Source organism: Kushneria sp. Sum13 (assembly GCF_052692355.1).
Genome location: NZ_CP199847.1, coordinates 3224278 through 3241659, shown reverse-complemented (window position 1 = coordinate 3241659; position 17382 = coordinate 3224278). Strand labels below are relative to the sequence as shown.

Annotated in this window: 12 protein-coding genes; 5 read left to right on the top strand and 7 right to left on the bottom strand. The window is 62.3% G+C overall.

The window, feature by feature from the left end; all coding sequences use genetic code 11:
- Position 1: 1 nt before the first annotated feature.
- From ACUN8C_RS14995 to ACUN8C_RS14985, 3 genes are all read left to right on the top strand, one after another.
- Positions 2-1255 carry a uroporphyrinogen-III C-methyltransferase gene (locus ACUN8C_RS14995; RefSeq protein WP_445619967.1) on the top strand — a complete coding sequence of 418 codons (1254 nt, stop codon included), beginning with the start codon at positions 2-4 and terminating at the stop codon, positions 1253-1255.
- A complete protein-coding gene (locus ACUN8C_RS14990; protein WP_445619966.1) occupies positions 1252-2472 on the top strand; it encodes a heme biosynthesis protein HemY in 1221 nt (406 codons plus the stop codon). The genes ACUN8C_RS14995 and ACUN8C_RS14990 overlap by 4 nt, the downstream gene beginning before the upstream one ends.
- A gap of 143 nt (positions 2473-2615) precedes the next feature.
- Entirely contained in the window at positions 2616-5327 is a 2712-nt protein-coding gene (locus ACUN8C_RS14985) for a M16 family metallopeptidase (RefSeq protein WP_445619965.1), read from the top strand.
- Positions 5328-5393: 66 nt separating this feature from the next.
- On the opposite strand, the gene ACUN8C_RS14980 is transcribed toward ACUN8C_RS14985, so the two are convergent.
- The 3 genes from ACUN8C_RS14980 to ACUN8C_RS14970 are packed head-to-tail and all read right to left on the bottom strand — an operon-like array spanning position 5394 to position 10107.
- Positions 5394-6311, bottom strand: coding sequence for a histone deacetylase family protein (locus ACUN8C_RS14980; protein WP_445619964.1), 918 nt, complete (start codon positions 6309-6311; stop codon positions 5394-5396).
- Position 6312: 1 nt separating this feature from the next.
- Positions 6313-8310: a RecQ family ATP-dependent DNA helicase gene (locus ACUN8C_RS14975; RefSeq protein WP_445619963.1), complete on the bottom strand. Its 1998-nt coding sequence runs from the start codon at positions 8308-8310 to the stop codon at positions 6313-6315.
- Positions 8311-8346: 36 nt separating this feature from the next.
- Entirely contained in the window at positions 8347-10107 is a 1761-nt protein-coding gene (locus ACUN8C_RS14970) for an MFS transporter (protein WP_445619962.1), read from the bottom strand.
- Between the two features lie 226 nt (positions 10108-10333).
- Here ACUN8C_RS14970 and ACUN8C_RS14965 point away from each other — a divergent pair, with 226 nt between their 5' ends.
- On the top strand, positions 10334-11344 hold the full coding sequence (locus ACUN8C_RS14965; protein ID WP_445619961.1) for a 2-hydroxyacid dehydrogenase: 1011 nt from the start codon (positions 10334-10336) through the stop codon (positions 11342-11344).
- A 26-nt stretch (positions 11345-11370) separates the two neighbouring features.
- The gene (locus ACUN8C_RS14960) at positions 11371-12990 is read left to right on the top strand and encodes an L-lactate permease (protein WP_445619960.1); all 1620 of its coding nucleotides are present in this window, start codon (positions 11371-11373) and stop codon (positions 12988-12990) included.
- Between the two features lie 10 nt (positions 12991-13000).
- Here ACUN8C_RS14960 and ACUN8C_RS14955 read toward each other — a convergent pair whose 3' ends face one another.
- The 4 genes from ACUN8C_RS14955 to ACUN8C_RS14940 all read right to left on the bottom strand — a co-directional run bounded on the left by ACUN8C_RS14955 (position 13001) and on the right by ACUN8C_RS14940 (position 17294).
- On the bottom strand, positions 13001-14203 hold the full coding sequence (locus tag ACUN8C_RS14955; RefSeq protein ID WP_445619959.1) for an MFS transporter: 1203 nt from the start codon (positions 14201-14203) through the stop codon (positions 13001-13003).
- 96 nt (positions 14204-14299) lie between these two features.
- Entirely contained in the window at positions 14300-14476 is a 177-nt protein-coding gene (locus ACUN8C_RS14950; protein WP_165814140.1) for a hypothetical protein, read from the bottom strand.
- Between the two features lie 77 nt (positions 14477-14553).
- Positions 14554-15957, bottom strand: coding sequence for a sodium:solute symporter family protein (locus ACUN8C_RS14945; RefSeq protein WP_445619958.1), 1404 nt, complete (start codon positions 15955-15957; stop codon positions 14554-14556).
- Between the two features lie 92 nt (positions 15958-16049).
- Positions 16050-17294, bottom strand: coding sequence for an amidohydrolase family protein (locus ACUN8C_RS14940; RefSeq protein ID WP_445619957.1), 1245 nt, complete (start codon positions 17292-17294; stop codon positions 16050-16052).
- Between the last annotated feature and the right edge of the window lie 88 nt (positions 17295-17382).

The window sequence follows — 17382 nt, the reverse complement described above, 5'->3', positions numbered from 1 at the left end:
AATGAGCAAGCAGGAAAACGATAACGACGATCGCAGCAACGCTTCTTCCGGCAGCGCGTCCTCCGACAATGCGTCCACCAGCGTTCCGGCAGGGAGCAACGCCGGCACGACCGGTGCCGCTGAAAATGCCGCGGTGACCGGTGAAAGCACGCGCACCGGTCACATGAGCGGGCCTGATGCTTCGCAGCCGGGCGTCAGCAGCAGCGGTCGGGCGTTCGAGCCCGGTGACATGCGCCCGGAACATCGGCCGCGTCAGAAGGGCGGACGTCGTTCGGTTTTGCTGCCCATTCTGCTTGTCCTGTTGTTGCTGTCGCTGGCGGCCATTGGCTTTGGTGCCTGGTTGTTCGAGCAGCAGCGCAACGAGATGGATCAGCTGCGCCAGGACGTCAATCAGGTTCAGCAGAGCACCCGTCAGTCTACTGGTGAGGTCTCGGGCGCGCTTGAATCAAGTGATCAGCGTCTTGGCCAGCTGCAGTCAAGGCTGGAAGAAAACGATCAGGCGCTGTCGCGCGTGATGGAAGAGCTTACGCGCAGCCAGCAGACCGACGAGCGCCAGTGGCAAAATGCCGAGATCGAGTACCTGCTGCGCATGGCCAACCAGCGCCTGCAGCTCGAGCGTGACATCAGCGGCGCCCAGTCCCTGCTTGAGACCGCCGACCAGCGTCTGCGCCAGATTGATAATCCGGCCCAGCTGCCGGTGCGCCGCGCGATTGCCTCCGAGCTGTCACAGCTCAAAAGCCTGCCCGACGTCGATCAAAATGGCCTGTTTCTGACGCTGTCGGCCATGGCCGGCCAGGTGGATGACCTGCCGCTGTCTCAGGAAAGCGAAGCTCTGGCGGCGCAAAAGGATGACGGTTCGCTCTTTACCGGCGGCTGGCGCGAGCAGCTCTCGCGCATGGGCACTCAGCTCAAGGATCTGGTTACGGTCCGTCGTCACGATGAGCCGCTGGAGGCGCTGATCACGCCCACGCAGGAAGGCTATCTGCGCCAGAACGTGCGTCTGCTGCTCGAACAGGCCCAGCTGGGTGTCATGCGCAGCAATGGGGAGATCTATCGTGAAAGCCTTGAGCGCGCCGGCACGCTGATCACGACCTATTTCCGCACCGATGACAGCAATGTCCAGCGCCTGCAAAAGCAGCTCGAGTCGCTTTCACAGCGCAACATCAGCCCCGAGTTGCCTGACATCAGCGGTTCGGTTGATGCCATCAACAAGCTGCAAAACGCCCGTCGCAACGGTGAGGGGGCGTCCTCATGAGAAAGCTGATCCTGTTCATTGTCGTCGGGCTGGCCGCCGGGGCGCTGATCGGCCAGCTGATGATGTCCACGCCGGGCTATATTCTGATCCGGGTCGGTGACATCTCGCTGCAGACCTCGTTCTGGTTCGGCATGCTGCTGCTGTTTGCGCTCTTTCTGGTGCTGCACTTTGTCCTGCGCCTGCTCTGGCGTCTGCGTCGTCCGGTCAGCCGGATGAAGCTGTGGAACGCCCGTACCCGCAACCGTCAGGCCATGCATCGCACCGTCAAGGGGCTGGTGGCGCTGGCGGAAGGGCGCTGGAAGCGTGCCGAGCAGTCGCTGACCCGCTCGGCCGAGGACTCCTCCACGCCGTTGGTCAACTACCTCTCCGCGGCGCTGGCAGCCCACTACCAGGGGCGCCATGAGCAGGCCGACGAGCTTCTGAAAAAGGCACATCACAGCACCGAGGGCGCTGACAGTGCCGTCGGGCTGGTTCAGGCACAGCTGATGTTGGATCGTCAGCAGTCCGAACAGGCACTGGCGATTTTGACCCGGCTTCAGACGCAGATGCCGGAGCATCCGCAGGTGCTCAAGCTGCTCAAGCAGGCCTATCTCAACGTGGAAGACTGGGAAGGCATGCGCCAGTTGCTGCCGAAACTCGAGCGCCACGATCTGATCAGTGAAGAAGAGCGCAAAACGCTTGAGCGGCGCACGTACCAGGCGCTTCTGACCCAGGCCGATCAGCAAAAGGATTACGAGCGCGCCCGTACGCTCTGGGCCGGAATGCCGGAAACGCTCAAGGGTGACGTGGATCTGGTGTTGCTGCAGGCGGCCATTCTGGAACGGGGCAATGACGCCGGCGAAGCCGAAAGCATGATTCGCCAGTCGCTGCGCAACCGCTGGGATAGCCGGTTGGTGGCGCACTATGGCCTGCTGTCGGTCGAGCCCGAGCGTCAGCTGGTCACGGCCGAGAAGTGGCTGCAGGAGCGTCCCAATGACCCCGAGCTGTTGATGACGCTGGGCCGACTCTCGCTGCGCAATGCCTACTGGGGCAAGGCGCAGGAGTACTTCGAGGCCAGCCATCGCCAGCGCCCCAGCGGCGTGGCCTGTGCCGAGCTTGCCAGGCTCTATGCAAGCCTTGGCCAGCACAGCAAGAGTCAGCACTACTATCGCAAGAGCGTGGAGCTGCTGGACCGCTCGCTGCCGGCACTGCCGCAGCCCAGCGAACACACCAGCTAGTCTCGACACCTCACTGAAAGAGCGCCTGCGGGCGCTCTTTTTCATGGCACCATCATGACTTTTTGAGTTAACCCGTGCGGCTTGGAAAGTGGCTGCGCAGAGAATTAACGTCTCGAAGCGTAATGTTTTGGAGAGTAACGGGCATGCAGTCAACAGGCATCATGGGTAATGTCAGCCCCTTGTGGCGGACCAGGCTGTCACGGTCATGGCGTTGTTTTGCAGGGCTGTGTCTGGTCGTGGCCAGTATCGGGGGCGCTCAGGCCCAGGATCAGCAGGACGACGTGCTGCGCACTACGCTCGATAACGGTCTTGAGGTCGTGATCGTGCACAGTGACCTGGCGCCGGTGGTCACCACCCAGGTCAATTACCATGTGGGCTCCAGTGAAGCCTCCAGCGAATTCCCCGGCACCGCGCACGCCGTTGAGCACATGATGTTTCGCGGCGGCCCGGGACTTTCAAAGGATCAGCTTTCGGTCATCTCGGCCAACATGGGCGGCAACATGAACGCCTTCACCGAAAATGACCGCACCCAGTATCACTTCACCGTCCCGGCCGAGGATCTGGACGTGGCGCTTCATATCGAGGCCTCGCGCATGAAGGCCATCGACATGAGCAAGTCCGACTGGGCGCAGGAGCGGGGCGCCATCGAGCAGGAAGTGTCGGGCAATCTCTCCAATCCGGCCTTTCGCTTTTATACCCAGCTGGTTGAAGAGCTCTACCATGGCACGCCCTATGCCTGGACCCCGCTGGGCACGCGCGACTCCTTTGACACCACCACTGCGGCGCATCTCAAGGCCTTTCACGATCAGTGGTATGTCCCCAATAACGCCACGCTGGTGATTGCCGGCGATGTGGACCCACAGCAGGCCCTGTCCCGGGTGCAGACGCTTTTCGGTGACATTCCCGAAAAGGATTTGCCCAAACGCCCCGAATTTGATTTCAAACCGGTCACGGCGCGCACCATCGAGCTGCCCACCAACAGCCCCTATGGCTCGATCTATATGGGCTGGCGCACGCCCGGCCTGCAGGACGACGACTTCGCCACCACCCAGGTGCTGCTGGACGTACTGGGCTCCGAGCGCGGCGAGCTGGCCGCCATGGGCTATGACGGCACGGCACTGGCCGGCGGCATGGGCGGGCAGCTGCAGCCACACGCGGGTCTTGCCATGGCGGTAGGGGTCTTTCCCCAGGGCGGTGATCCCGCACCGATCAAGGCACGCATGACCCATATCATTGAAGGCGTGGTTCAAAACGGCGTGGACCCGTCGCTGGTCGCGGCGGCGAAGCGTCGGATCATTGCGGAAGTGGATGCCTCGCGCGAGTCGGTCTCGGGGCTGGCCAGCGCCTGGTCCGATGCGCTGATCAAGCGCGGTCTCGACTCCCCTCAGGACATGAAGGCGCAGTACGAGGCGGTTACCGTGGACCAGGTCAACGCACTCGCCAAAAGGCTTCTGAAACCCGAACACGCCATTACCGCCGTGCTGACGCCGGAGGCGTCCGGTGCGCCAACCAGCAGCGAGGGTTACGGCAAGCCGGAGGATCTGACCACCACGCCCAGCGGCCCGGTAGCGCTGCCGTCCTGGGCCGAGCATGCCTTTGACAACCTCGATATCCCGGTCTCGACGCTTGCGCCAAAGGACTATCAACTGGCCAACGGCCTGCGCCTGATCGTGCAGCCGGAAACCGCCAGCGATCGCATCATGGTGAGCGGGGCCATCCAGACCAATGACGATCTGCAAACGCCCCCGGGCAAGGAGGGCGTCGGTGACATTCTGGAGGGCATGTACGGCTACGGCAGCCAGTCGCTGGATCGCCAAGCGCTGCGCGCCAGGGTAGACGAGCTGGGCGCCGAAGAGAGTGCCGGCACCAGCTTCGGACTGGTGGTGCCAAAGGCCAATCTTGATGATGGACTGGCGCTGCTGGCCGAGCATCAGCTCAATCCGAACTTCTCGGAAGACGCCTTTGATACCCTCAAACAGCAGAGTGCCCAGGCGCTGCCCGGTCGTTTAAAAAGCCCGGGCTTTCAGAACGCCTATGCCATGCTTGGGGCGCTGCTGCCCGAGAATGATCCCATGCAGCGCCACATGACGCCCGAGTCGCTCAAGAGCCTCACGCTTGAAGACGTGAAGCAGTACTTTGCGCGAGTGTCACGTCCGGACATGACCACCATGGTGGTGGTGGGTGACGTCGACCCCGAGCAGGTGCGCGATCAGGTCGAGCGCTACTTCGGCGGCTGGCAGGCACAGGGTCCGAAGCCGGACGTGGACTATCCGGCGGTGGCGCTGAACAAGGCCGGTGCCTATCACACGCCTGACAGCGCGGCGAGCCAGTCGCAGGTGTCCATGTCACAGATGATCGATATCGACCGTGACAGTGATGATCGCTTTGCGCTGTTTCTGGGTAATCAGGTCCTCAGCGGCGACTTTGCCTCGCGGCTGCATCAGGCGCTACGTGAGCAGCGCGGGCTGGTCTACGGCGTGAGCTCGAACCTGAGCCTTGAGGCCCATCGCGGGCGCTTCAACGTCAGTTTCGGCAGCGACCCTGACAACGTGCAAAAGGCGCGCGAGCTGATCATCCATAACCTTGAGCGGATGCAAAACGAGCCGGTCAGCGACAGCGATCTGCATCGGGCCAAGAGCATTCTGCTACGGGCGATGCCGATGCAGGCCGCAAGCTACGGCGCCATCAGCGGATCGCTTTTGAGTCTGGCGCTCTCCGACAAGCCGCTGGATGCCACCACGAAGGCGGCGCAGCAGTTCATGGCCCTGACTCCGGAAGAAGTGCAAAAAGCCTTCAAGGCGCATATTCGCCCGGAGGGTTTTGTCACCGGCATTCGCGGGCCTGCGGCGCAGTAGGCCGTATTCGGCGTCGTGGGGATAACGCACGATGAAAAAGCGCCGGGGCCATGCCTTGGCGCTTTTTCATGTCTGACGTATAAGCGTTCGCGCCGCCAGAAACAGCTGTGCGTGGCGCTCGGCCAGTGCGGTGAGATCACGGTCGTAGCCGCCACCGATCACTGCAGCCACCGCAATATCACGCCGTCCGCACTGCTCAAGTACAAAAAAATCGCGTCGGTAGAGGCCCTCAAGGGTCAGTTCGAAGTGCCCCAGCCGGTCGCCGGCGTGGACGTCGGCGCCAGCGTCATACAACACCAGCTCCGGGCGCACCTGATCCAGCAGTGCCGGAATTTCCCTTTCGAGTACGTCCTGATAGGCCTTGTCATCGGTGCCGCGGGGCAGGGCGATGTCCCGGTCGCTGTGCCGCTTGGTAAAGGGAAAGTTATCCACACCGTGTATTGAGCAGGTGAACACGCGTGGATCGTTTTGAAAGGCGTAGGCCGTGCCATCGCCCTGATGCACGTCGCAATCGATGACCAGAATGTGTTTGATACCGTAAACGGCCATCGCCTCATGGGCGGCTACGACCAGGTCGTTGAGCAGGCAATAGCCGCTGGCGGCGTTCGGGTAGGCGTGGTGGGTGCCGCCGGCGGTATTGCAGGCCAGGCCCGTTTCAAGCGCTGAGCGCAGCGTGGACAGCGTCCCGCCCACCTCCAGCAGCGTGCGCTCGACCAGTTGAGGCGACCACGGAAAACCGCTGCGTTTTCTGGCCTTTGGGTCGCTGTCACCCAGATAAAAGGCCTGTAGCCAGCCTTCCGTATGGGCACGCAACAGCTGAGTGCTGGAAGGCGTCGTCGGCGTGATCCAGTCGATCAGCGGATCATCGTCAAAGCCCAGCGTTGATAGCTGCTGGCGCAGGGCGCGAAACTTGGCCATCGGGAAGGGGTGGCGCTCGGGCCAGTCAAACGTATAGCCCGGGTGATGAATGAGCGGCAGGCGCATGTCAGTTGTGGGCGCTCAGGTGCTGATCGACCCAGGCCCGCACCTGCGGATACGGATAGCCCTCCAGTGCGCCAAATGTCTTGAGCCCGCGGGCCTTGAGGGGCGTGAATACCGGCATGGCCAGCGCGCAGAGAAAATGCGTGACCCGCTCGGGCGTCGGGGCGTGCTGAAAGTGCGCCTGATGGCGCGCCATTAATGGCCCGGCCAGCTCGTCAAAGTCGAGTGCCTCAAGGGAGGTTGAGGCTGGCGGGGCAGGCAGCCGGGCCACATGGCCGTCGCACACCGAGCAGTGGCCGCAGTGCTCCGGCACGCGTGTATCGCCAAAGTGCAGCGCCAGACGTCGCGACAGGCAGGTCTCGGTTTCAAACAGCGCCAGCATCTGCGCCAGCCGTTCGATATCGGCCTGCTCGCGGCTGCAAAAGCCTTCGTGCAGCTCGCACGCCAGACTTATCGGATCGATCTCGGGGGTGCAGACCTCAAAGACATCCGTCATGCGCTTGCCCTCCAGCACCACCCAGCCCTTGTCCTGGAAGTACTCAAGCGCGGTGATCACGCGCGAGCGCGTGGCATCGATGCCGGCTTCCAGCCCGGCCTGGTGCAGGCGCTCGAAATCCACCGTGCCCCAGGTGCGGGCGATGGGGATATTGTCGATCACCAGCCGGATGAAATCGGCGCGCTCGCCCTCAAACCTTGCAGCCAGTTCAGAAGGCGCCATCTCGTAGCGCAGGCGATATTCGGCCAGGTAGGTAAAGCGCGGCGCGATCACGCCCTGCATTTCCAGGCGCACCAAAAGTGTTTTCAGCGGCAGTGCGCGGATGTTGCTGTCCCGCGAGAGCGTGTTCATCACCACCGGCCACTGGCGCTCCGGGGTCTGACCTGCGGCCTGAATCTCTTCCAGTACCCGCTGAATGCCTTCGCGCTCCGGCGTATCGCCGTGGGTGAAGTTCTCAAGCACGCCCAGCCCGTCTCGTCCGGCCAGCATCAGACAGGTCGAGGGTGCGCCGTCACGGCCGGCGCGGCCGATCTCCTGGCTGTAGTTCTCGATCGACTTGGGCAGGTCAAAATGCACCACGTTGCGAATGTCACGCTTGTCGATGCCCATGCCAAAGGCAATGGTGGCCACGATCACCGGCACCTCACCTTGCATGAACTGCTGCTGGATCTCGTCTCGCACTTCGGCCGCCAATCCTGCGTGATAGGCGCGCGCGCGAATGCCTTGTGCCGACAGCGCTTTGGCCAGCGTCTCGGCGCCCTGCTGCAGGGTGACGTAGATGATGGTCGGCGCTTCCTGGCCTGCCACCTGCTGCGGGGCCAGCCATGTGATCAGCGCCTCAACGCGCCGGGCCTGGGCCACCGGGCGTACCTGCAGGTTCAGATTGCGGCGATAAAAGCCGGTGGTGATCACATCGTCAGGGGCGATGGCAAAGCTTCGCTGCATGTCCTGAATGACGCCGGGCGTGGCCGTGGCGGTCAACAGCAGGACCTGGGGGATATTGAACTCACGCTGGTACTCGGGCAGGCGCAGATAGTCGGGGCGAAAGTTGTGACCCCACTCGGAGATACAGTGGGCCTCGTCGATCACCATCAGCGAGATCGGCACCTGGTGGAGAAAGTGTCGAAAGCGCTCGTTGCGCAGCCGCTCGACCGACACCATCAAAATCTTCAGCTCCCCCTGGCGCGCGCGCGTCATGACCTCGCGCACCGCGTCGCGGTCCATGGTCGAGTCGATGCTTTCAGCGGCGATGCCGCGCGATTTCAAAAAGGCGAGCTGATCCTGCATCAGGGCCAGCAGCGGCGAAATGACCAGCGTCAGGTTGGGCAGATGCAGTGCCGGCAGCTGATAGCACAGCGACTTGCCGGCGCCGGTGGCGAAAATGGCCGCCGTGGATTGACCCGCCAGCACCCGCTCGATGACCGGGCCCTGGCCGGCGCGAAAGTGTTCAAGGCCGAAGACCGTCTCAAGGGTATGGCGCGCAGCGTCGGTCGCGTCAGTGGGCATGCAGGGCTCCGGTCATCACAGAAAAGGGGCGACAGCCTAACGCCCGGGGCGCGGGCTGTCAGGGTTTGCGTGAGGATCCTCGCCGGCCCAGGGGGCCTGATCATCACGGGCCGTGGTCTGCACGGGTCTCAGGGTCGCGCCTTCCCCTTCATATCGGGCCGTGCGGTAGCTGACGCCGTGGCGAGTGCGCGGCGGCTCGGTGCCGATGTGCATGGCGGCCACCCGTTCGATGATCGCCCGGTCGGCCAGTGTCTGGCGGTCCTGCATGCGCAGGTGCTGCAGCCAGTTGGGTACCAGAAAGACTTCCTGCCACAGGTCACGCGTTTCGATGTCGCGATACAGCGACCAGCGTTTGGCCCCGTTGCGCAGTCGAAGTCGACGCAGCGGACGCACGGCGCGGGCGAAGTCGCGGACCTGGTCGGCATCAATGCGATATTCGATGGTCACCATGACCGAGCCGCGGGCCGGGTCAAAGTCAAAATCCGGTGCCTCGGTATGGGTCTCCGGGGCGCCCATGAGGCTGTCACTGTCCAGTTCCGGCAGGCGTGAGGGCAGCAGCACCAGCGATGAGACCAGCAGCAGGCTCCCGGCCATCAACAGTGCCGTCTGCGTGCCCAGGCTTTCTGCCATATGGCCCCACAGGAACGAGCCCATCGTGAGCCCGGCATAAAGTGCCGTCTGATAGAGTGCCAGGGCGCGGGCCTTGACCCAGTCCGGCACCAGAATCTGCACGGAGGAGTTATAGGAGGCCACCGCCGCAATCCAGCAGCTGCCGCCGATGATCAGGGCAGGAAACATGGCCCAGAGGGTGTTAGCGCCCCCCAGTACCAGCATCACGCCGCCCAGCGTCATGGCCGCGACGCTGATCAGCCGGCTGCTGCCCAGTCGCCGGCGGGCTCGGTTGACCAGCGTGCTGGCGGCAATCGCCCCGACGCCCAGCCCGCCCAGCATGTAGCCATAAAGCGAGGCGTTGCCGCCGGGATGGTCATGGGCCAGCAGGGGGAGCAGCGCCCAGATGGCACTGGCCGAGATGCCAAAGATGAACGAGCGCAGCATGATCAGCCGCGTCACGCTGGAATACTGGGTGAAGTGAATGGCGGCCTTGATGCCTTCCCACAGCCGCTCGGGCGGCAGGTGCTTTTCGGGCACCGCACGCCGCCAGCGCCACAGCGCCCAGATCAGGGTGCAAAAGCACAGGACATTGAGCAGAAATATCCACGCAGGCCCGAGCGCTGCCAGCAGCATGCCGCCGATCGCCGGGCCGATGGCGCGGGCAGCGTTGTAGTTGACGCTGTTGAGCAGCACGGCGCTGCTGACCAGATTGCGCGGCACCTGTTCGTTGACGGCCGCCTGCCAGGCCGGGGTGGTAATGGCACCACCCACGGACACACATAAAATCGAGGCAATCAGAAGGGTGGGTGTCAGCAGTCCCATGAAGGCGATGACGGTGATGAAGACCCCACCCAGCACCTCAATAAAAAGCCCGAACAGCATCACCCTGCGCCGATCATAGTTGTCGGCAATCACCCCGGTCACGATCGACATCAATACCAGTGGTGCCGCGGCGGCCACCTGAATCATGGCCACCATGACAGGGCTTGCCTGCGCCGAGGTCACCACCCAGGCGGCGGCCACTGACTGCGCCCAGACCCCAAGATTGGCAAAGAGGTTGGCCATCCAGATGATGCGAAAGGCAGGAATCGACAGCGGCGCCCAGGTGCTGACGTTGTCCGGGCGCGGCGGGACGGCGGTTTTCTCGAGCGTCAGATCACTCTGGCGGGATACGGGTTGCAGCATGAGGCACTCTTCAGGTCAGTAGCATCCGATCAAATCGATAGCGTCTAAAAGCGGGCCGTGCAGGGCTCCATGTTACGCCGTTTCATGGTCTCCGGCAGGCCGGGTCATGGCTTTTTTCGGCAATTTGCCCTGCATCAAAACCGCCAGCGCGCCCCCTGCTAAAGTCGCAGGCAATCGATCGTCAACGGCGGCTGCCCGTGAGCGCCACCCTCCTGCGGAGTGTTTCATGAAAGTCACCCTCTATAGTGCCCAGCCCTATGATGAACGTTTCTTTGAAGAGACCCGGCTTGAGGGCTTTGCCCATGCCTCGTTCGATCTGGTGTATCAAAAGGCCACGCTGACCCATCAGACCACGGCGCTGGCCGAGGGCAGTGACGCCGTGTGTGTGTTCGTCAATGACGTGCTGGACAAGACCGTGCTCGAGGCGCTGGCCGACATGGGCGTCAGGGCGATCGTGCTGCGCTGTGCCGGGTTCAACAACATCGATCTGGACGCCGCCGAGCGGCTGGGGTTTTTCGTCGCCCGGGTACCGGCCTATTCGCCCGAGGCCGTCGCCGAGCATGCGCTGGCACTGGTCATGACGCTCAATCGCCATACCCATCGCGCCTTCAACCGCGTGCGCGAGGGCAACTTCGCCCTCGATGGCCTGCTGGGCGTAACGATGCACGGCAAAACCGTCGGCATTGTCGGCACCGGACGTATCGGTCTGGCCACAGCGCGCATCTTCAAGGGGCTGGGGTGCCGGGTGCTGGGCAGTGATCCGTTTCCCGCGCCGGCCTTTGCCGACATCGGCGAGATCGTGGATGTGGACACGCTGCTGGCCCGCGCCGATATCGTGTCACTGCACTGCCCGCTGACGGATGCCACCCATCACCTGATCAATGAGGCGTCCCTTGCGCGCATGAAACCCGGCGCCATGCTGATCAACACCTCCCGCGGGGCGCTGATCGATACCTGCGCCGTGATCGAGGCGCTCAAGTCGCGCCAGCTCGGGGCGCTGGCCATCGATGTCTACGAGCAGGAGAGCGGACTGTTCTTTCAGGACCGATCTTCCGAAATCATTGACGACGATGTGTTCTCGCGGCTCATGACCTTTCCCAACGTGCTGGTGACCGGCCACCAGGGCTTTTTCACGGTCGAGGCCCTGCGCGAGATCGCTCAGGTCACCTTCCAGAACCTGCTCTGTCTGAAACGTGGCGGCCACTGTGACAATGCCCTGATGCAGGCCTCGTACTGATTACTGATCCCCGGGAGGGTCTGCTCATGTGGCAACAGCTCTACGATCCGCTCAACCAGCCGATATGGTCGGCACTGGCCGCGGCCATCCCCATGGTGTTCTTTTTGCTGGCGCTGACCGTGCTCCGGCTCAAGGCTTTGACGGCGGCGGCCATCACCCTGGGCCTGTCGCTGGTCATGGCGCTGTGGTTATTTCACATGCCCCTGTCAAAGGCGGTGATGGCGGCCCTTTATGGGGTGGCCAACGGGCTCTGGCCGATCGGCTATATCGTGTTGATGGCCGTGTGGCTGTACCGGGTGGCCGTCAAAAGCGGCAAGTTCGAGATCATCCGCGGCAGCATCGCGACTGTCTCTGAGGATCAGCGCATTCAGGTTCTGCTGATCGCCTTCTGCTTTGGGGCCTTTCTTGAAGGGGTGGCGGGCTTTGGCGTGCCGATCGCCATTTGTGCCGCGCTGCTGGTGGAGCTGGGGTTCAAGCCGATTCGGGCGGCCATGCTGTGTCTGGTCGCCAATGCTGCGGCCGGTGCCTACGGAGCAATCGGGATTCCCATCATTGTTGGCGCGCAGCAGGGCGGCGTGACCACAAGCGCGCTGGCGCCGATGCTGATGGCCATTTTGCAGCTTTCCACGCTGTTCATTCCGGCCCTTCTGGTGATGATCCTGGACGGCTGGCGCGGTTTGAGACAGACCTGGCCTGTGGTCGTGCTGATCGGCGTGCTGTTTTCGGGCAGTCAGGCGCTGGTGCTGTGGCTGCTGGGCCCTGAGCTGGTCGATGTCGTACCGCCGCTGCTTTCCATGGGCGCACTGGCGCTGTTCATGCGCTTGTGGCGGCCAGAGCATGTGTATCGGGAGCCCGATGCGCCGGCGGTCAGCGCCAAACGCTGGCCACTGAAGGCCGTACTGCTGGCCTGGTCGCCGTTTTACATTCTTACCGTGATCATCATGGTCTGGAGTCTGCCGGCCTTTCGGGCCCTGTTGGCGACCGACGGGCCCCTTGCGGCCACCGTACTGCAACTGCCGATTCCGGGACTTCACCTGCAGGTGCAGGAGCTGCCGCCCATTGCCATGGCCCCTCATGCCTTGCCGGCGCTGTGGAAGATAGAGCTGGTGGGGGCGGCAGGCACGGCCATTTTACTGTCTGTCATCGTGACCACGCTCACCTCGAAAACCCTGTCACTGCGACAGGGTGCCGGCCAGCTGGTGGTGGCGATGCGTGATCTGTGGCGGCCGCTGGCCACGATATGCCTGGTGATGGCGGTGGCTTATGTGGCCAACTTCTCGGGCACATCTTCAACGCTTGGGCTGGCGCTGGCCGAGGCCGGCCGGGCCTTTCCGCTGATCTCTCCGGTCATCGGCTGGCTGGGCGTGTTCATTACCGGCTCGGTCGTCAATAATAACGTCCTGTTTGCTCATCTGCAGGCCGTCACGGCCGGTCAGATCGGCACCAGTCAGCCCCTTCTGGTCGCGGCCAATACCATTGGCGGCGTCATGGCCAAGGTGATGTCACCCCAGTCGATTGCCATCGCGGCCGGTGCAGTGGGGCTGGTCGGTCAGGAGTCTGCCATCATGCGCGCGACACTGCGCTTTAGCCTGGCGCTGCTGGTTTATGCCTGCCTCTGGACCTTTGGGCTCTCCCTGCTGGTGTAGCACTGCTTACTCAGTTTTCGCGGCGCTGACGCCGGATCAAAAGCCCCATGGCGATCAGCGCCAGTGCCGCGACAATCACGGAAAAGGCGATGCCGGCAGCCACCAGGCTGGTCAATGCTGCCGTGACGCCCAGCCCGACGACGGGCAGAGAGATCGCCACGTAGATCACCACAAAGTAGGTCGAGGTCACCTCGCTCTTGCGATCCTTGGGCGAGGCACCGACCACCTCACCCAGTCCCGAGCGCAGGGTGATGCCCTGACCGGCGCCTGATATGGCCGCCCCGGCGAGCATCAGCCACAGTGAGGCCACGCCGATCGCGCCGCCCACCACCAGTACGCCCACCGCCAGAATCAGACACCCGACGATCAGGCGCTTGCGCTCGGGAATAAAGCGCATGCCCGCCTGCCCCAGTGCAGAGGCGATGAAAAGGGTGATGACCACCACGCCAATCATGGCCAGGTTGTCGATGCCGAGTGTTTTTTGCACAAAGGAGGGCGCCGCCGCGGTGAAAAGCCCCAATACGGCAGTGCCGGCAAAGCCTGCAATGCCGGCAGGGACGAAAACGCCGCGCACTTCATCCGGGATGCCCAGCCGCTGAATTCGAAGGCGTACGCGCTCGGGTCGCTCGACCGTCTCCGGTGCCCACCAGACGCCCATCATGGCCAGCGCACACAGCACGATGTGCAGGGCGTAGGGCAGATGCAAAGGCCAGGCCACGTACTGTGCCAGCACGCCCGCGACCAGTGGCCCAAGGCCCAGCCCCATGACATTGGTGGCCGTCGCCGTCAGCGTTGCACCCTTTTGCCACTCGGGCGGCGCCTGTTCGATCACGGCGACCGTCGCCGTGCCGGTAAAGATTCCGGCGGACATGCCTGACAGCAGTCGCCCGATCAGGAGTGGCACCAGCTCGGGGCTTGAAAGAAAGACCACGTCACTGATCACCGCCAGCACCAGGCCTGCGATTAACAGCCGTCGTCGTCCCAGCTGATCCGACCAGCTGCCAAAGCCGATCAGGGCGGTAATCACCCCTACGGCGTAGGCCGCAAAGATGACCGTGATGATGATCTGGGAATAGTCCATCCGTTGCTGATAGATCGGATAAAGCGGGGTAGGCAAGGTGGTGCCCAGCATGGCCATCAAAAAGGCGAAGGTGACCAGCAGAAATGAAACGCGCCCCGGTGAGCGCTGTGTCGATGTGGCAGATCTGGACATGAAGGGACTCCCTGTTGTGCTGGAAGCCTGGTACAGATCGGGGAGAAGATCGCCTTCAGGTCAGGATAAAAAAACGACGCCCGAAGGCGCCGTGTGTCAGCAGTTTCCCTTTTTGGCCTGACCGGGCGGGCAGAAGTTGCCATTGCCGTGGCCATGATGACCATCACCGATGATCACGGCCGGCTCCGGGTTGATGCGCGCCGGTTGATAGCTGCAGGCCGCCAGAGTGACCATCAAAAGTGCCGTGCAAAGCGTACGAAACAGAGAAGGCATGTCGATATTTCCTGACCGATGACGGCTGACATGATGACCTGACGTCATGGGTTTCAAACGCATGAACAGTTTGAGCATTACCCGTTATTTCCGGTCGTTGTAGCGCCTGCCAGATGAGCCGGGTGCTTCATGAGACTGATGAAAATCATTGTCAGCGTTGCGAGTGGCATGGCCACCAGCACACTGTTCCAGCCCATTGGTTTACCCAGAACAATTTCCCAGACAAGCGTGACAAGTCCGCCAACGACCATGGCTGCGACGGCACCTGCTGGTGTGGCGCGGGGCCAGAGCAGTGCAGCCAGAAAAACCGGTGTGATGGCGGCGCCATACATGCCGTAGGAGTACATTTGCATGGCCAGTACGCTGGGAAAGAAAGCCCCCAGCACCCAGGCCAGTATGCCCAGGCCAACCACTGTCAGGCGATTGGCCAGCAATGCCCGATGCGGTGCAATACGTATCTTGAAAAGCCCGCCCAGGATGTCCTGAGTGAGACTCGCCGAGGCCGATAACAGATAGGAGTTACCAGTGGTCAGTAGCAACGCCACGATCGAGGCCAGCAAAAAGCCGCCAACGACGGTGGGCAGACCCTGCTGTGCCAGCGTCATCATGGACGTGGACGGCGTTATATCGGGATAGAGCACACGAGTGGCGCACACCAGCAGTACGATCAGGGAGGTGCAGGCAATGGAGGCGATCACCAGTCCCATGGCAGCCTTGCGCGCTGTGGCAGGGTCACGTGCAGCAGCAAAACGCTGAAAAAGATTCTGATCGCCCAGAATCAGCAAGAACAGCGGCAGGAAATAGCCCATCGCCTGCCAGGGAGATAGACCGCCCAGCAATGACTGTTGTACTTCTGGCAGAGCGTTATAAAGCCCATCGAGCCCGCCCAGCGGTGTGAGCACAAGCGGTACGGCCATTAACATGCTGACGAGTATGATCACCGCACTCAGATAGTCGGTATAGGCGACCGACACCAGACCGCCCATGGTGGCAAGACCGATCATGACGGCTGCCGAAATCAGCACACCCTGCCAGACCGGCAGGCCGAAGGCGAGATTGAGTGCCTGGCCTGCGCCGGTGAACTGATAGGACACGATGCCCACATAGGCGAGCAGGATGATCAATGAGGCCAGCGTTCGCGCCGTTGGCCCAAATCGTGCCTCGATCAGCCCGGGGATGGTAGTGGCTTCGCTACGTCGCATTTTTGAAGCCAGCAGAAAGTAGATCACCAGTGCTGCGACCGGAATACCGGCAAAAAAGAAAATGGCGGCGCCCGGCCCATACTGGAAGACAAAGCTGGCACCGCCCACGATCGAGCCAGAGCCAACAAAGGTGGCCAGAAGTGTTGCCGTGAGTACCATGGTAGACAGCGAGCGACCAGCGACGATGAAGTCGCTGTCATCATGTACCTTGCGTCGCGAAAAATAGAGGCCGATGAGGAGCATCAGCACGATATAGCCCATGACGTACAGTGCGTGCATGGCCTGTTCTCCCTTTGTGGTTGTTATCAGGCGGTCATGTCGTTGTTGGCGGGGACGCCAGAGCCTCCGGGGTAATACCGGAGGCTTCAGACTTATTGAAGCTGGTGTTTGATGAGTCGCCCTGCCTGCATGATCAGCGGTATGTGGGCGCCCTGGCCGGTCAGAAGGCTCATGTCTTCCAGCGGATTGCCATCGACCACGATCAGGTCGGCGCGGGCGCCTGCCGCGATGCAGCCAATGTCACCTTCGCGGCACAGCAGGCGAGCAGCATCCAGGGTGGCACTGCGAATGACTTCGTGTGGGGGCAACACGCGTGTGCGTATAACAAATTCTTCGGACTGATGGCGGTGCATTTCACCGAGCAGGTCGCTTCCATAGGCCATGGTCAGACCGGCCTCACGCATGATTTTCAGGCTTTCAAGGCCTGCCAGGCGAACGTCATCAACCTTGGCAACAGAGTCGGGCTTGAGTCCGTACTGTGCACCTTCCTGTTTGAGCATTTCGTAGGTGACCAGTGTCGGGCAGGCCATGGCGCCCTTCTCGGCTGCCAGGCGTGCTGTCTCCAGGGTGATCAGGTTGCAGTGCTCCAGCGATCGGATGCCGGCCAGCACTGCACGACGGATGGCCTCGTCGGTATAGAGGTGAGCGCTGACGTAGGTTTGCGCGTTGCTGGCTTCCTCCACGATTGCCTCCAGTTCGCCCACCGAATAGCTCAAAAAGTCGATCGGATCACTGGGGGAGGAGACGCCGCCATTGGCCATGACCTTGATGAACTGGGCTCCCGACTTGATTTCTTCACGGGTGGCTCGGCGCACGGTATCTACCCCGTCACAGATGCGGCCCAGAGAGCCCAGCCGACGAGTCTGATACTGATCATCGCGTTCATCGTAGAAACCACGATAGTCGGTATGCCCGCCGGTCTGTGACAGTGCCTTGCCGCAAATGACAACCTCAGGGCCCTCAAAATAACCTTCGGCGACGGCTTGCTGTAGACCACGATCCGCGCCGCCCACATCGCGCACGGTTGTAAAGCCACGCATCAGCATGTCGCGCATGATGCGGGTTGAGCGTGCGGTGATCAGTGAATCAGGGAGCTGGGCGTTGGCGCCCAGATCCGCCGTGGTGGCAACCACATGCACGTGACAGTCGATCAATCCAGGCATCAGCGTGCGCCCTGCCAGATCCAGTCGGGTGGCATTGGGCGCCTCGATGGCGGATTCGGAAACCTGGGTGATGCGATCGTTTTCGATCAGAACGCTGACGTTTTCCCGTGGCGTTGGGGAGGTGCCATCGACCAAACGGGCGTTGCATAGCAGAAACGAGGTGACATCTGACATGGTGGCTCTCTTGTGATTATTGAATTTTGGCAATTGAGATGTGCCTTGAGGCTAATCAGCGCGAGTGCCGAGTGAAAAGCGACAAAAA

Coding starts and splice junctions, on each gene's coding strand:
- ACUN8C_RS14950 (WP_165814140.1), bottom strand. CDS start 14,476: ATGCCTTCTCTGTTTCGTACGCTTTGCACGGCACTTTTGATGGTCACT.
- ACUN8C_RS14980 (WP_445619964.1), bottom strand. CDS start 6,311: ATGCGCCTGCCGCTCATTCATCACCCGGGCTATACGTTTGACTGGCCC.
- ACUN8C_RS14975 (WP_445619963.1), bottom strand. CDS start 8,310: ATGCCCACTGACGCGACCGACGCTGCGCGCCATACCCTTGAGACGGTC.
- ACUN8C_RS14955 (WP_445619959.1), bottom strand. CDS start 14,203: ATGTCCAGATCTGCCACATCGACACAGCGCTCACCGGGGCGCGTTTCA.
- ACUN8C_RS14940 (WP_445619957.1), bottom strand. CDS start 17,294: ATGTCAGATGTCACCTCGTTTCTGCTATGCAACGCCCGTTTGGTCGAT.
- ACUN8C_RS14985 (WP_445619965.1), top strand. CDS start 2,616: ATGCAGTCAACAGGCATCATGGGTAATGTCAGCCCCTTGTGGCGGACC.
- ACUN8C_RS14995 (WP_445619967.1), top strand. CDS start 2: ATGAGCAAGCAGGAAAACGATAACGACGATCGCAGCAACGCTTCTTCC.
- ACUN8C_RS14945 (WP_445619958.1), bottom strand. CDS start 15,957: ATGCACGCACTGTACGTCATGGGCTATATCGTGCTGATGCTCCTCATC.
- ACUN8C_RS14960 (WP_445619960.1), top strand. CDS start 11,371: ATGTGGCAACAGCTCTACGATCCGCTCAACCAGCCGATATGGTCGGCA.
- ACUN8C_RS14970 (WP_445619962.1), bottom strand. CDS start 10,107: ATGCTGCAACCCGTATCCCGCCAGAGTGATCTGACGCTCGAGAAAACC.
- ACUN8C_RS14965 (WP_445619961.1), top strand. CDS start 10,334: ATGAAAGTCACCCTCTATAGTGCCCAGCCCTATGATGAACGTTTCTTT.
- ACUN8C_RS14990 (WP_445619966.1), top strand. CDS start 1,252: ATGAGAAAGCTGATCCTGTTCATTGTCGTCGGGCTGGCCGCCGGGGCG.